Annotated in this window: 9 protein-coding genes; 8 read left to right on the top strand and 1 reads right to left on the bottom strand. The window is 68.1% G+C overall.

Going from position 1 to position 14,111, the window contains the following annotated elements:
- Nucleotides 1-409: 409 nt before the first annotated feature.
- Entirely contained in the window at nucleotides 410-1,102 is a 693-nt protein-coding gene (locus NWF34_RS12535) for a DUF5336 domain-containing protein (RefSeq protein ID WP_258325185.1), read from the top strand.
- The gene (locus NWF34_RS12530; RefSeq protein WP_258325184.1) at nucleotides 1,083-1,898 is read left to right on the top strand and encodes an SAM-dependent methyltransferase; all 816 of its coding nucleotides are present in this window, start codon (nucleotides 1,083-1,085) and stop codon (nucleotides 1,896-1,898) included. Before NWF34_RS12535 ends, NWF34_RS12530 begins: the two co-directional genes overlap by 20 nt.
- A 252-nt stretch (nucleotides 1,899-2,150) precedes the next feature.
- Here NWF34_RS12530 and NWF34_RS12525 read toward each other — a convergent pair whose 3' ends face one another.
- Nucleotides 2,151-5,729, bottom strand: coding sequence for an indolepyruvate ferredoxin oxidoreductase family protein (locus tag NWF34_RS12525; protein ID WP_258325183.1), 3,579 nt, complete (start codon nucleotides 5,727-5,729; stop codon nucleotides 2,151-2,153).
- A 265-nt stretch (nucleotides 5,730-5,994) separates the two neighbouring features.
- Between NWF34_RS12525 and NWF34_RS12520 the strand changes: the two genes are divergently transcribed.
- The 6 genes from NWF34_RS12520 to NWF34_RS12495 all read left to right on the top strand — a co-directional run bounded on the left by NWF34_RS12520 (nucleotide 5,995) and on the right by NWF34_RS12495 (nucleotide 14,074).
- Nucleotides 5,995-7,575, top strand: a complete 1,581-nt coding sequence (locus NWF34_RS12520) for a carboxyl transferase domain-containing protein (RefSeq protein WP_258325182.1) — start codon at nucleotides 5,995-5,997, stop codon at nucleotides 7,573-7,575.
- Nucleotides 7,576-7,634: 59 nt separating this feature from the next.
- Nucleotides 7,635-9,704, top strand: coding sequence for a biotin carboxylase N-terminal domain-containing protein (locus NWF34_RS12515; RefSeq protein WP_258325181.1), 2,070 nt, complete (start codon nucleotides 7,635-7,637; stop codon nucleotides 9,702-9,704).
- Between the two features lie 76 nt (nucleotides 9,705-9,780).
- Nucleotides 9,781-10,926, top strand: coding sequence for an acyl-CoA dehydrogenase family protein (locus NWF34_RS12510; protein ID WP_006436157.1), 1,146 nt, complete (start codon nucleotides 9,781-9,783; stop codon nucleotides 10,924-10,926).
- Nucleotides 10,923-11,423, top strand: a complete 501-nt coding sequence (locus NWF34_RS12505) for a MaoC family dehydratase (RefSeq protein WP_258325180.1) — start codon at nucleotides 10,923-10,925, stop codon at nucleotides 11,421-11,423. Before NWF34_RS12510 ends, NWF34_RS12505 begins: the two co-directional genes overlap by 4 nt.
- A 5-nt stretch (nucleotides 11,424-11,428) precedes the next feature.
- Nucleotides 11,429-12,349, top strand: a complete 921-nt coding sequence (locus NWF34_RS12500; protein ID WP_258325233.1) for a CoA ester lyase — start codon at nucleotides 11,429-11,431, stop codon at nucleotides 12,347-12,349.
- A 69-nt stretch (nucleotides 12,350-12,418) separates the two neighbouring features.
- A complete protein-coding gene (locus NWF34_RS12495; protein WP_258325179.1) occupies nucleotides 12,419-14,074 on the top strand; it encodes an AMP-binding protein in 1,656 nt (551 codons plus the stop codon).
- Nucleotides 14,075-14,111: the final 37 nt, after the last annotated feature.

The following is a 14,111-nucleotide window of genomic DNA, read 5'->3' as shown; positions in this document are numbered from 1 at the left end:
GGTTTTGCTGCTGGTTGAGCCGGCACCGTGTGGGGTGGGGTGTGCTGGTTTTGCTGCTGGTTGAGCCGGCACCGTGTGGGGTGGGGTGTGCTGGTTTTGCTGCTGGTTGAGCCGGCACCGTGTGGGGTGGGGTGTGCTGGTTTTGCTGCTGGTTGAGCCGGCGCCGTATGGGGTGTGGTGGTTTTGCTGCTGGTTGAGCCGGCGCCGTGTGGGGTGGGGTGTGGTGGTTTTGCTGCTGGTTGAGCCGGCACCGAGCGGAGCGAGGAGCCGTGTCGAAGCCACTTCGCGACCGGTCGAATGAATCCTCGGCGGAGGGAGTGCGTCCGGGGGCCGACCGATCTAGTCTGGGCGCTCAGGTCGCGACGCCGCGTGCGCGATCGATCGACCAGCCGTCGGCGAGGAGTGCACCGTGAATGCAGGCGATCCCAACCGGCATCAGGGCGGTCAGTGGTCGCAGGCCCCACAGGGACCGCCGCCGTCCGGTGGAACCCCCGGCAACCCAGGCGAGACCACCCAGTTCCAGGGCGGCCCGCCCACCGGTGGGGTCCCCGGGCAGCAGTGGGGTCCTCCGGGACCGCAGAACCAGTACCCGACCGGTGGCTGGGGTCCCTCACCCGGCATGGGTCCACAACGGATGGGGCCGCGGCCCGATCTGTCGGTGATCTTCGCCCTCGCCGCGGCGGTCGCCGGCGTCGTCACCTACTTCATGGGTTTCGTCAGCTGGGTGTCGGTGTCGGTGGGAGCCGAGCAGGAACTCGACCGGTGGGGTCGCGACTTCGAGGAAGGACAGGGCGGCATCCCGGCCTTCTTCTCCTACGAGATCGTGCTGAACCCGGGCAAGTTCTTCATCCTGCTCGGGGCGGTGGGGGTCGCGACGACGCTCGTCCTGGTACCGCGATACCGGAAGGTGCTGCCCTTCCTCGCTGTGATCGCGCTCGCCGGGTGGCTGGCACTGTTCGCGTCGGCGTTGATCATGCCGCCGTTCCTCGACCTCGGCGCCGGCGCCATCGTCGGCCTCATCTTCGGATTCCTGCAGGTGGCCCTGCTGATGACGGCGTCGTTCTTGTACGGTCTGAGGAAGGATGACGCCACCCCTTCCTGACGGACACGCGCGGTCGGCGGGTCTCGTCGAGGACCCGCTGGTGGATGCGCTTCGCCGTGCGGGGTGCGTGTTCGCCGAGGACGAGGCCGGGTTGATCCGCCGACATGCTCGTGACTCGGCCGAGCTCGACGAGATGGTCCGGCGCCGCGTCGCGGGTGAGCCGCTCGAACATCTGCTGGGCTGGGTGCAGTTCGGCGATCACCGCTTGAGTGTCGGCCCAGGAGTGTTCGTGCCGCGTCAGCGGTCGCTGTTGCTGGCGGAAGAAGCTGTCCGGGCCGCCGATGAGCGGACGGGACCTGTTGTCGTGGAGGCGTTCTGCGGGGTGGCGCCGATCGCCTCGGTGGTGGCCTCGTCGGTCGCTGACGCGAGAGTGCACGCATCTGACATCGACGCCGCCGCGCTCGTCCATGCCCGTCGCAATCTGCCCGGTGGCACCTGGATACATCAGGGGTCCGGTTTCGACGCGATGCCCGCGTCGCTGCAGGGACGCATCGATGTGGTCGCGGCCGTCCCGCCGTATGTTCCCGAGCACGCCTTCGGCCTCCTCGCCCCGGAGGCGCGCGACCACGAGCCCCGACGTGCCCTCACCGGAGGCGTGGACGGGCTCGACCACGTCGATGCGCTGATCGTCGACGCGCAGATCTGGCTGTCCGATGACGGAGTGCTGCTCATCGAGATGAACGTCGCACAGTTCGACGAGGTGGCCCGGCGGCGCCGGTCGGGGGAGTTCGTCGTCGACGCGACGTCCGGCGACGACGGCCAGACGGTGGTGGCCGTTCTCACGCGGCGCCACTGAAATCCGCCCCTGAAATCCACCCCGCCCGAGATCCGCCCCAGAAATCCGCCCCGGCACGAGATCCGCCCGCAAGAACCGACCCTGAGAACAACCCTCCAGCGCCCCGCCGGCGACATATCGCCGCCGAGAGGCCCCTGCGGGGTCGTTTTCCGGGGTGGATTTCGGGAGCGGGTGGTTTCCAGGGGTGGTTTCCAGGGGTGGTTTCCAGGGGCAGATTTCCGGGGCGGTTTTCGGGCCGGGTACCGACGTTCGTCAGACGCCCAGGGCCTGACGCAGCCGGCTGACCTCCGCCCGGTACTTCTCGACGTTGCGCATCTTCACACTCTCGTAGCCGCGCACCATGTCCGGCAATCCGGCGAGTTCGACGACGGTCGGCAACTGCGACTCGCGGACCTTCCCACTCTCCATCGCGGCCAGCAGTGCGTCGACCATCTCGCGGTACTCGATGATCAGCGCACGTTCGGTGCGGCGGATCTCGTTGCGGCCGAACGGGTCGAGTGCCGTCCCGCGAAGTCGCTTCATCGACGCGAGGGACTTCAGCGGACGGTTCGCCCAGCCGCCGAGGGTCATCTTCTCGCGCATGCCCATCCGGCGCAGTGTCGGCGGATGCAGGCGAACGGCGACCTCGGCATCGTCACCGAACTCCTCGGCCACCTTCGCCGCGAACGCGGCGTCCTGCGTCAGCCGTGCCACCTCGTACTCGTCCTTGTACGCCATCAGCTTGTACAGGTTGCGCGCGACGGCGTCGGTCAACTCGCCACTGCCCACGCCCCGGTGCACCCGCTCGACGACGTCGAGATACTCACGCGCGTAACGCTCGTCGGCGTAGGCCGTCAGCTCGTCGTAGCGGAGGGCGACGGTGCGTGCCGACTCGTCGCCGAAGCCGCCTGCACGGACGACGCCCATCGCGTGCTCGGACGGTTCGGGTGCCGCGGTCGCGTCGCCGTGCAGCGAGGCGATGGTCGCCGACACCGCGTCCGCGTCGGCAACTGCCTGACGCCCCCGTCGGAATGCCTGCACGTTGGCATCGACCGCGACCCCGTTCAGCTCGATCGCACGCTCGATCGACGAGGCCGAGATCGCCAGCGCGCCGGCCTGGTACGCGGCTCCCACCATCACCATGTTGGCGAACTGCCCGTCACCGAAAAGGGCCGTCGACAATGCCCCGGAATCCAGGTAGAGGCCGCGTGTCACGTGAGCGTCGATCGCCGAATGGATCGCGGTCTCGGCGGGGAAGCCCACCGAGGTGTCGATGACCATGAGCCCGGTGGGCACCTGCGTCGTGGACACCACGGCGACGGTCTTCTCGGGGGCCGCGACCTTCAGGTTGACCGGGTCGGTTCCGACCAGCGGGTCGCAGACGAGGTAGAGGTCGCAGTCGTCGGTGGCCACCTTCGCCGCCTGTTCGACGTCGTACGGCGCGACCTTGATGTCGCTGACGACGGCGCCGCCCTTCTGCGCCAGGCCCGTCATGTCGACGGTGCGGGCGGCGTGACCGTCGAGCACCGCAGCCGTTGCCAGCACCTGAGACACCGTCACCACGCCGGTGCCGCCGATGCCGGTGATCCGCAGGGAGAAGGTGTCGCGCACCGCCGGGAGGGACGGTTCTGGCAGCAGCGCATCGGGAATGTCGCCGGCGCGCTGCCGGGTGCGCGTCGCGCCCGGTGTGACGGTGACGAAGGAGGGGCAGTCGCCCTTCAGGCACGAATAGTCGAGGTTGCAGGAACTCTGGTCGATCTGCGTCTTGCGTCCGAACTCGGTGTGCACCGGATGCACGGACAGGCAGTTCGACTTCTCACCGCAGTCGCCGCACCCCTCACAGATCCGCTCGTTGATCATCACGCGCGTGGTGGGGGTGGGCATGGTGCCGCGCTTGCGCTTACGGCGCTTCTCCGCGGCGCAGTGCTGATCGTGGATGAGCACGGTCACGCCGGGGACACCGGCGAGTTCGGTTTGCACCTCGCCCAGCTCGTCACGATGACGGACCTCCACGTCTTTCGGAAGACCCAGTGCACGAGTACGTTTCGGGTCATCGGAGGTCACGACGATCCGGTGGACGCCCTCGTCGAGCAGGAGGGACGTCAACCGGGGGAGGTCCATCGCGCCGACCGGGTCCTGGCCGCCGGTCATCGCGACCGTGCCGTTGTAGAGCAGCTTGTAGGTGATGTTCTCGCCGGACGCGACCGCGGCCCGCAGCGCCAGCGAACCCGAGTGCATGAAGGTGCCGTCGCCGACGTTCTGCACGAAGTGGTCGGCCGACACGAACGGCGCCATACCGATCCACTGCGCGCCTTCGCCGCCCATCTGCGTGATGCCGGCGACATCGCCGACCTGGCGCGGGTCCATCAGCAGAACCATGGCGTGACAACCGATCCCGGCGCCGACGAGGGTGTCCTCGGAGACCTTGGTCGAGCTGTTGTGCGGGCACCCGGAACAGAAGTACGGCGTGCGGACCGCAAGGGGTAGTTCGATCCTGGTGCGACGCCGCGACCGCTTCTCGATCCACGCCTGCGCGGCGTCGACGTGATGCCGTGCGAGACGGTCGGCGAGACCGCGGGTCACGGCGTCGACGTCGAGTTCGCCGAACCGGGAGAACAGCGTCGAACCGTCCTCGTGGACCTTGCCGACGATGCGGGGTGCACGCGGGTGGCGGAACAGGATGTCGCGCATCATCGTCTCGATGAAGTCGCGCTTCTCCTCGATGACGATGACCTCGTCGAGATCGCCTCTGGCGGTGTCGAACATGAAGCGGTTCAGGATGTCCCGCTCGATCGGATAGACCATCCCGAGCTTGAGGATCCGGATGCCGAGGCGGCGCAGATCGTCGTCGCTGATGTGCATGAGGCGCAGGGCTTCTCGAAGGTCGAGGTAGGTCTTGCCTGCGGCGACGATGCCGATCCGATCGTCGGGTGTGGACACCACGATCTGGTTGATCCCGTTGAGCCGCGCGTACTCCTGCGCGCGGGGGATGCGGGTGGTGAGCTGATTCTGCTCGAGTTCCATCAGGTTGGTACCGAGAAGCCGGCCGCTCGGGACATGCGGGCTACGCCCGAGATCTCCATAGGTGGGGATGATCCGATCGGGATCCACATGGGCGGTCGACGAGCCGTCGGCGACGTGGGCCGAGATCTTCAGCGAGGTCCACAGTCCGCTGACGCGACTCATGATCGCCGCGTGCACGCCGAGGTCGAGGATGTCCTGCGAGTCGGCCGGGTAGAGGATCGGGATGTAGAGGTCGGCCAGGGCCATCTCCGACGCGCACGGCACCGTCGAGGACTTGGCACCCGGATCGTCGCCGACCAGGGCCACCGCACCGCCGGACGGGTGCGTGCCGACCAGATTGGCGTGCCGGATCGCGTCGGTGGCGCGGTCGAGGCCGGGGGCCTTGCCGTACCAGTAGCCGACGACGCCGTCGCGGGACGTGCCGTCGGGAGCAGCGCTCAGCTCGGCAACCTGGGCGGCCACCTGCGAACCCATCACCGAGGTCGCGGCGATCTCCTCGTTCAGGCCGGGGCGGTGGACGATGTCGTAGGGCGCGAGCAGGTCGCGGCGACGAGCGAGTTCGAGGTCGTAACCGGCGAGGGGAGAGCCCTCGTAGCCGGAGATGAACGACGCGGTGGTCAGGTTCTGGCGACGGTCGACGCGAGCGCGGTCGCGGACCATGCGGACCAGGGCCTGGATGCCGGAGAGGTAGATCGTGCCCGACTCACGGGTATAGCGGTCATCGAGCGAGAACCCGTCAGGAAGGGGCTCGGCCGAGCGTGTTGCTGACAAGCCGGTTTGTGGGGTCGGCACGTGCTGGAAGCGTGCGCGGTCGTCTGCGAGGGTCATGGGGTTACCTGGCCTTCTATGTGCGGTGGCCGGTCCGGTCGTGCCGGGGATCGACGCATCGGTTGTGGCGGCCCGGGGGTGGTGGGCCTGCCACCACAGTACGAGATGACGTGACGCGCGTCACGTTGAATGGGCTCGGTGGCGGGGGCTTCGACGCGGTGCCTCGCTTCGCTCGGTACCGGCTCAGCCGGCGGGGGCGGGGGTGACACGGACCACTCCATGGCGTACGATTCCGTTCAGTTAATCCCTACTAACTGAAGGGTCGATGGTGACCAGCACGCTCGACGGCTTCCGGGCCGCGCACCAGCAGAATCTCGACCTGCTCAACCAGCGTCTGACGACGGTGTCCGCCGGCGGCGGGGCCAAGGCGCGCGAACGCCACGTCGCCCGCGGCAAGCTGCTGCCGCGCGACCGAGTCGACGGGCTGCTCGATGTGGGCTCGCCGTTCATCGAGGTGGCTCCCCTCGCCGCGTTCGGGATGTACGACGACAAGGCTCCGGCCGCGGGCGTCATCGCCGGCGTCGGCCGGGTGGCCGGCCGGGAATGCATGATCGTCGCCAACGACGCCACGGTCTCGGGTGGCACCTACTACCCGGTCACGGTGAAGAAGCACCTGCGCGCGCAGGAGATCGCCGCGGCCAACCGGTTGCCCTGCATCTACCTCGTCGACTCCGGCGGCGCGATGCTGCTGCAGCAGGACGAGGTCTTCCCGGATCGCGATCACTTCGGTCGCATCTTCTACAACCAGGCCACCATGAGCGCCGCGGGCATCCCGCAGATCGCCGCGGTCCTCGGTTCCTCGACCGCCGGCGGCGCCTACGTTCCGGCCATGAGCGACGAGACGGTCATCGTCCGCAATCAGGGCACCATCTTCCTCGCCGGACCGCCGCTGGTGAAAGCCGCCACCGGCGAAGACGTCTCGGCCGAGGACCTCGGCGGCGGCGCGATGCACTCCTCGGTCTCCGGCGTCACCGACCACCTCGTCGACAACGACCAGCAGGCGCTCGCGAAGGTCCGCGAGATCGTCGCCACCCTCGGTCCGCGTGAGGCGCCGCAGTGGGAGACCATCCCGTCGCGGGAGCCGCTCCGTCCGCAGACCGACATCTACGACGTCGTGCCCACCGATTCACGCACGCCGTACGACGTGCGCGAGGTCATCGAGATCATCTGTGATGCCGGTGAATACACCGAGTTCAAGGCGAACTACGGCACGACCCTCGTCACCGCCTTCGCCCACATCCACGGTCACCCGGTGGGCATCATCGCCAACAACGGCGTACTCTTCAGCGAATCCGCCCTCAAGGGAGCACATTTCATCGAGCTGTGCGATCAGCGTCGAATCCCGTTGATCTTCCTCCAGAACATCACCGGGTTCATGGTCGGCAAGGCCTATGAGGAGGGCGGCATCGCCAAGAACGGGGCCAAGATGGTCAACGCGGTGGCCTGCGCGCGTGTCCCGAAGTTCACCGTCATGGTCGGCGGCTCGTTCGGTGCCGGCAACTACTCGATGTGCGGCCGGGCCTACTCGCCGAGGTTCCTGTGGATGTGGCCTAACGCGCGCATCTCCGTGATGGGTGGGCCGCAGGCCGCCGACACGCTGGGCACGGTGCGCCGCAACCAGATCGAGCGATCCGGGGACACCTGGCCGGCGGCGGACGAAGAAGCCTTCAAGGCGCCCATCCGGGAACAGTTCGAACGCCAGTCCGACGCCTACTATTCGACGGCCCGACTCTGGGACGACGGCATCGTCGACCCCGCCCAGACCCGCACGCTTCTCGGGCTCGCGCTCGAGACGGCGCGGTACGCGCCACTGGCCGACCCGCGCTACGGCGTCTTCCGGATGTGAGACCCGAGACCGAGATGCATTCGCCGAGTTCGACCACGACCCGCAGAGGACCCGAGACCGTGAGCACCAGACCCATTCGCAGCGTCCTGGTGGCGAACCGTGGTGAGATCGCCTGCCGGGTGATCGACACGCTGCGCCGCCTGGGAATCCGAAGTATCGCCGTCTACTCCGACGCCGATGCGCAAGCACGCCACGTCCGCGAGGCCGATGTCGCCGTCCGGATCGGACCGGCCGCCGCCTCCCAGAGCTACCTCGACATCGATGCCGTTGTCGACGCCGCACGCAAGACCGGTGCCGACGCCGTGCACCCCGGCTACGGATTCCTCTCGGAGAACCAGAAGTTCGCCGCCGCACTGGCCGAGGCGGGCATCGTCTTCATCGGCCCGCCGGCCGAGGCCATCGCCACGATGGGCGACAAGATCACCGCACGCGCCGCGGTCACCGAGCGCGACGTACCGGTGGTTCCGGGACTCTCGCGTCCCGGTCTGACCGACGACGACCTCATCGCCGCGGCCCCCGACATCGGCTTCCCCGTCCTCATCAAGCCGAGCGCCGGTGGCGGCGGCAAGGGCATGCACCGCGTCGCCGACCCGGCCGAACTGCCCGCGGCACTCCAGCGCGCACGACGCGAGGCGGGCGCCGCATTCGGCGACGACGCCCTGTTCCTCGAACACTTCGTGGACACCCCGCGCCACATCGAGGTGCAGGTCCTCGCCGACACCCACGGCAACGTGATCCATCTCGGCGAACGTGAGTGCTCCCTGCAGCGCCGTCACCAGAAGGTCATCGAGGAGGCGCCGTCGGCGCTGCTCGACGCCGAGACCCGCGCCCGGATCGGCGAGGCCGCCTGCGATGCGGCGCGCAGCGTCGGCTACACCGGCGCCGGCACCGTCGAGTTCATCGTCTCGGCGCACAAGCCGGACGAGTTCTTCTTCATGGAGATGAACACCCGGCTGCAGGTCGAACACCCGGTCACCGAGCTGGTCACCGGAATCGATCTGGTGGAACAGCAGATTCGCGTCGCCCGCGGTGAGGTGCTCGGCCTGGCCCAGGACGACATCGAGCTCACCGGCCACGCCATCGAGGCCCGCGTGTACGCCGAGGATCCCGCGCGCGGCTTCCTGCCGACCGGCGGCACCATCGAACATCTCGTCCATCCCGACACGTCGCCGGGAAGCGGCGTCCGCGTCGACTCCGCGATGCTGACGGGTTTGCGCGTCGGCAGCGACTACGATCCGATGCTCGCCAAGATCATCGCGCACGGCAGCGATCGTGAGGAGGCGCTCGAACGACTGGACCAGGCACTGGCGCACACTCGCGTCCTCGGTGTCGTCACCAACATCGACTTCTGCCGCTTCGTCCTGCGTCAGCAGGCCGTCGTCGACGCCGAACTCGACACCGAGCTCCTCGATCGTCTCGTCACCGATTACGCGGTGCCGCAACCTTCTCCGGAGGCGCAGGTCCTCGTCGGCCTCGCCCGCATCGGCACCCGGGACCGCGGTGACGTCTGGTCCTCGTCCGTCGGGTGGCGCGTCGGCGAACCCGCGCCGGTGGTGACCAGGCTCGTGAGCGGCGGACATCACTCCATCGTCTCGATCCGCGTCGAACATGCTGACGCGCACTCTGTTTCGGGAACAGCCACGGTCACCGCGGAGGGCGCCGAAGGTGACGCGTCGTGGTCTGCCGACGTCGTCTACCTGCCCGCGCGGCCAGGTGGCGGCCCGAACTCCGACCGGCTCATCGTCGACGGGATCAGTCAATCGTGGTCGTCGACGCGGATCGGCGAGTCGTGGTGGGTGTCGGGCCCGGCCGGCGCGTGGGTCCTCGACCTGGCCCGCCCGCTCCTCGACGAGGCCGCCGACGAACGGGCCGGCGAGATCGTCAGCCCGATGCCGGGCACCGTCGTCGCCGTGGGTGTCACCTCCGGCGACGAGGTGAGCAGCGGCGCGTCCGTCGTGGTCGTCGAGGCGATGAAGATGGAACACGCCCTGACCGCGCCGGTCGACGGGACCGTCGACGTCACGGTGTCGGTGGGTGACAAGGTGGATGCCGGACAGATCCTCGCCGTGGTCACGCCGGCCTCGGTGGCCGATCCGAAAGAACCCGTCGACGCCGCCGCCCCTTCGTGACGGCCCTCCGCAAGCGACGAGCCTCGAAGGGCTCGGAACCAACCGAACCAAAGTGACAAGAGCGAATAGGACTCTCATGGAACTCACGCAGGAGTACACCGACCTCATCGAGACGGTGCGCGACTTCGCGCAGACCGTGGTGGCGCCGGTGGCCGCGAAACACGATGCCGACCACACCTTCCCGTATGAGGTCATCGCCCAGATGGGCAAGATGGGGCTCTTCGGGCTGCCGTTCCCCGAGGAGTACGGGGGCATGGGCGGTGACTACTTCGCGCTGGCCCTCGCGCTGGAAGAACTCGGCAAGGTCGACCAGTCCGTGGCCATCACCCTCGAGGCCGGGGTGAGCCTGGGCGCGATGCCGATCTATCGTTTCGGCACCGAGGAGCAGAAGCAGCAGTACCTGCCCGACCTCACCGCCGGCACGGCACTCGCCGGTTTCGGCCTGACCGAACCGGGTGCGGGCTCCGACGCCGGTGCCACCGCGACCACCGCCCGCGACGACGGTGACTCATGGATCATCAACGGCGGCAAGCAGTTCATCACCAATTCGGGCACCGACATCACCTCGCTGGTGACGGTCACCGCGGTGACCGGAGTGAAGGAGAACGGCAAGAAGGAGATCTCGACGATCATCGTGCCGTCGGGAACGCCGGGATTCACCGCCGAACCGGCCTACAACAAGGTCGGCTGGAACGCCTCGGACACCCATCCGCTCACGTTCACCGACGTGCGGGTGCCCAAGGAGAACCTGCTCGGCGAACGCGGGCGCGGCTACGCCAACTTCCTGTCGATCCTCGACGAGGGACGCATCGCGATCGCCGCCCTCGCCACCGGTGCCGCACAGGGTTGCGTCGACGAAAGCGTCAAGTACGCCAAGGAGCGTCAGTCGTTCGGCAAGCCGATCGGGGAGTACCAGTCGGTGTCCTTCGCCATCGCCCGGATGGAGGCCCGGGCGCACGTCGCGCGGACCGCCTACTACGACGCGGCGGCGAAGATGCTGGCAGGCAAGCCCTTCAAGAAGGAGGCGTCGATCGCGAAGCTGGTGGCCAGCGAGGCGGCGATGGACAACGCGCGCGTCGCCACCCAGATCCACGGCGGCTACGGATTCATGAACGACTACCCGGTCGCGCGCCACTACCGCGACTCCAAGATCCTCGAGATCGGTGAAGGCACCACCGAGGTGCAGCTGATGCTCATCGCCCGAGAATTGGGATTCGCATGAGCGAGAACGACCAGACACCCGTGAACCGGGTGGTCCAGCGCGGACTCTGGTTCGAGGAGTTCACCGAGGGCACGCTCTACGAACACCGGCCGGGCCGCACCGTGACCGAGGCCGACAACGTGCTGTTCACCACGCTCACCATGAACACCCAGGCCCTGCACCTCGACGCCGCCTGGTCGGCGCAGCAGCCCGGCTTCGGTGGTCAGCGCCTGATCAACTCGATGTTCACGCTGTCCACGATCGTGGGCCTGTCGGTCAGCCAGCTGACGCAGGGCACACTGGTGGCCAACCTCGGATTCTCCGAGGTCGCGTTCCCCGCGCCGCTGTTCGCCGGTGACACGTTGTACGCCGAGACCCTGTGCACCGGTAAACGCGAATCCCGGTCGAGGCCGGGGGAGGGCGTGGTGAACTTGACCCACATCGGACGCAATCAGCACGGCGAGGTCGTCGCGCGAGCCGCGCGGGCCACGTTGGTGCGCAAGCAACCTACGGAGTGACGAAGATGTTCCTCGACGGACCCGCCGACAATTCGCTCGTGAGCGGAGCGAATCTGGGTGATTCCCAGCTGGCCAACGCCTGGCTACCCGCCGGTCCGGCCCTGCTGTTCTGCCCGGCCGACCGGCCGGAGCGCTACCAGAAGGCGCTCGAACGCGCCGACGTCGTCATCCTCGACCTCGAGGACGCGGTGTCGCCGGCGAATCGCGCGGCGGCCCGGGAAGCGTTGATCGCCAACCCGATCGACCCCGACCGCACGATCGTGCGGATCAACCCGGCCGGCACCGGCGACTACCGTCGCGACCTCGCCGCGGTCTCCGAGACGAACTACCGCGTCGTCATGCAGGCCAAGTCGGAGGACGTGGCGTCGATCCTGGACACCGCATTCCAGACGATCGCGCTGATCGAGACACCGCTCGGTGCCACCCGCGCCAACGACATCGCCGCCACCTCGAACTGCATCGGACTCATGTGGGGCGCCGAGGACCTGGTCGCCGGACTCGGCGGGACGTCGAGCCGATTCGGCCCCGACGAGCCGCGGGCCGGCGAGTACCGCGACGTCGCCGCCTGGGTTCGGTCGATGGTCCGCATCGCCGCCGCCGCGCACGGCAAGTTCGCCGTGGACTCGGTGCATCTCGACATCGGCGACGTCGCCGGCCTGATCGCCGAGGTGCGGGACGCGGTGGCCCTCGGCTACACCGCGACCGCGTGCATCCACCCGTCGCAGGTCGAGCACATCCGCGCCGGCTACCAACCGTCCGAGGAGTCGATCGCGTGGGCGCGCAGGGTCATCGACGGTTCCGCGGAACACAACGGCGGCGTCTTCAGCCTCGACGGCCAGATGATCGACGGTCCGGTGCTCCGGCAGGCCGAGGTCGTGCTGTCCCGGCTGACCGAACGACCGACCGTGAACGCCGAGGACTCCTGATCCACCTGCGACTCCTGAACCACCTGCACTGACTCGTTCGCGACATCCCACGAGAGACCGGAGCATGCCATGAGCAACGACGCTCACGCCCAGAACCTCGCACACACCCACGGACCGCAGAGTCCGGCCCTGCTGACGGACACGATCGGCGTGACCCTGGCGCGGACCGTCGAGAGATACGGCGACCACATCGCGCTGATCGACGCCGCGGTGGACCGGCAGTGGACCTACACCGAATTCCACCGCGACGTACGGGCATTGGCCGCCGGCCTGCTGCGCCTCGGGGTGGCGCCGGGGGATCGCATCGGCCTGTGGGCGCCCAACCGGTTCGAGTGGGTTCTCACCCAGTACGCCACCGCCGAGATCGGCGCGATCCTGGTGAACCTGAACCCGGCCTACCGCCAGAACGAGATCGAGTACGCCCTGAAGCAGTCCGGATCGAGCGTCGTCCTCGCCGCCGAGCGGTTCAAGGACTCGGGCTATGCGTCGATGCTGGCGGAGGCGCGCCCGCACTGTCCGGACCTGCGAACCGTGGTGACCTTCGAGTCCGCGGATTGGGCGGACCTGACCGCCACCCCCTCCGACGAGGAGCTGGCACGCGTCGCCGACATCGCGGCGTCGTTGTCCGCCGACGACCCGATCAACATCCAGTACACCTCGGGCACAACGGGATTCCCCAAGGGGGCGACGCTGTCGCATCGCAACATCGGGAACAACGGCTACCTCGTCGGTGAGCTGCTCGACTACACCGCCGACGACCGCATCTGCCTGCCGGTGCCGTTCTACCACTGCTTCGGCATGGTGATGGGTAACCTCGCCGCCACCAGTCATGGTGCGACCATGGTGATCCCGGGCCCGGCCTTCGACCCGCGGGCCACCCTGGACGCGGTCGCCGAACACCGCTGCACCAGCCTGTACGGCGTGCCGACGATGTTCATCGCCGAACTCGCACTGCTCGACGCGGCCCCCGACGGGTACGGTCCCGACCTCTCGTCGCTGCGCACCGGGATCATGGCCGGTTCACCGTGCCCCGAACAGGTGATGCGCCAGGTGGTCGATCGCATGCACATGAGCGAGGTCTCCATCTGCTACGGCATGACCGAGACATCGCCGGTGTCCACCCAGACCAGGGTCGACGACCCGCTCGAGTTGCGCGTCACCACCGTCGGCCAGGTCGGACCGCACCTCGAGATCAAGATCGTCGCCCCCGGCACCGGGGAAACGCTCGGACGCAACGAGACCGGTGAACTGTGCACGCGCGGCTACTCGGTGATGACCGGCTACTGGAACGACACGGAGAAGACCGCCGAGGCCATCGACTCCGACGGGTGGATGCACACCGGCGACCTCGCCGAGATGGACGACGCCGGCTACGTCCGGATCACCGGCCGGATCAAGGACATGGTGATCCGCGGCGGCGAGAACATCTACCCGCGCGAGATCGAGGAATTCCTCTACACCCATCCCGACATCCTCGACGCCCAGGTCATCGGTGTCCCGGACGAGAAGTACGGTGAGGAACTCATGGCGTGGGTCCGACTCCGCGACCACGCAACCGATCTCACCGCGGAGGACGTTCGCGCCTTCGCCGACGGCAAGATCGCCCGGCACAAGATCCCGCGATACGTCCACGTGGTCAAGGAATTCCCCATGACCGTCACCGGAAAGGTACGCAAGGTCGCGATGCGCGAAGAGGCCACCTCCATCCTGGAGGACCTGAGATGACCGGTGCGTCCCGGTCGGGTGACCGGCAGACGAGTAC

Source organism: Gordonia sp. GONU, from assembly GCF_024733855.1.
GTDB lineage: Bacteria > Actinomycetota > Actinomycetes > Mycobacteriales > Mycobacteriaceae > Gordonia > Gordonia amicalis.
Note: the sequence above shows the minus strand (reverse complement) of the source record. Positions and strands in the feature narration are given on the sequence as shown.

Bases quoted from the DNA above. Each gene is read 5' to 3' on its own strand.
- NWF34_RS12530 (WP_258325184.1), top strand. From the start codon at position 1,083: ATGACGCCACCCCTTCCTGACGGACACGCGCGGTCGGCGGGTCTCGTC.
- NWF34_RS12525 (WP_258325183.1), bottom strand. From the start codon at position 5,729: ATGACCCTCGCAGACGACCGCGCACGCTTCCAGCACGTGCCGACCCCA.
- NWF34_RS12520 (WP_258325182.1), top strand. From the start codon at position 5,995: ATGGTGACCAGCACGCTCGACGGCTTCCGGGCCGCGCACCAGCAGAAT.
- NWF34_RS12510 (WP_006436157.1), top strand. From the start codon at position 9,781: ATGGAACTCACGCAGGAGTACACCGACCTCATCGAGACGGTGCGCGAC.
- NWF34_RS12505 (WP_258325180.1), top strand. From the start codon at position 10,923: ATGAGCGAGAACGACCAGACACCCGTGAACCGGGTGGTCCAGCGCGGA.
- NWF34_RS12500 (WP_258325233.1), top strand. From the start codon at position 11,429: ATGTTCCTCGACGGACCCGCCGACAATTCGCTCGTGAGCGGAGCGAAT.
- NWF34_RS12495 (WP_258325179.1), top strand. From the start codon at position 12,419: ATGAGCAACGACGCTCACGCCCAGAACCTCGCACACACCCACGGACCG.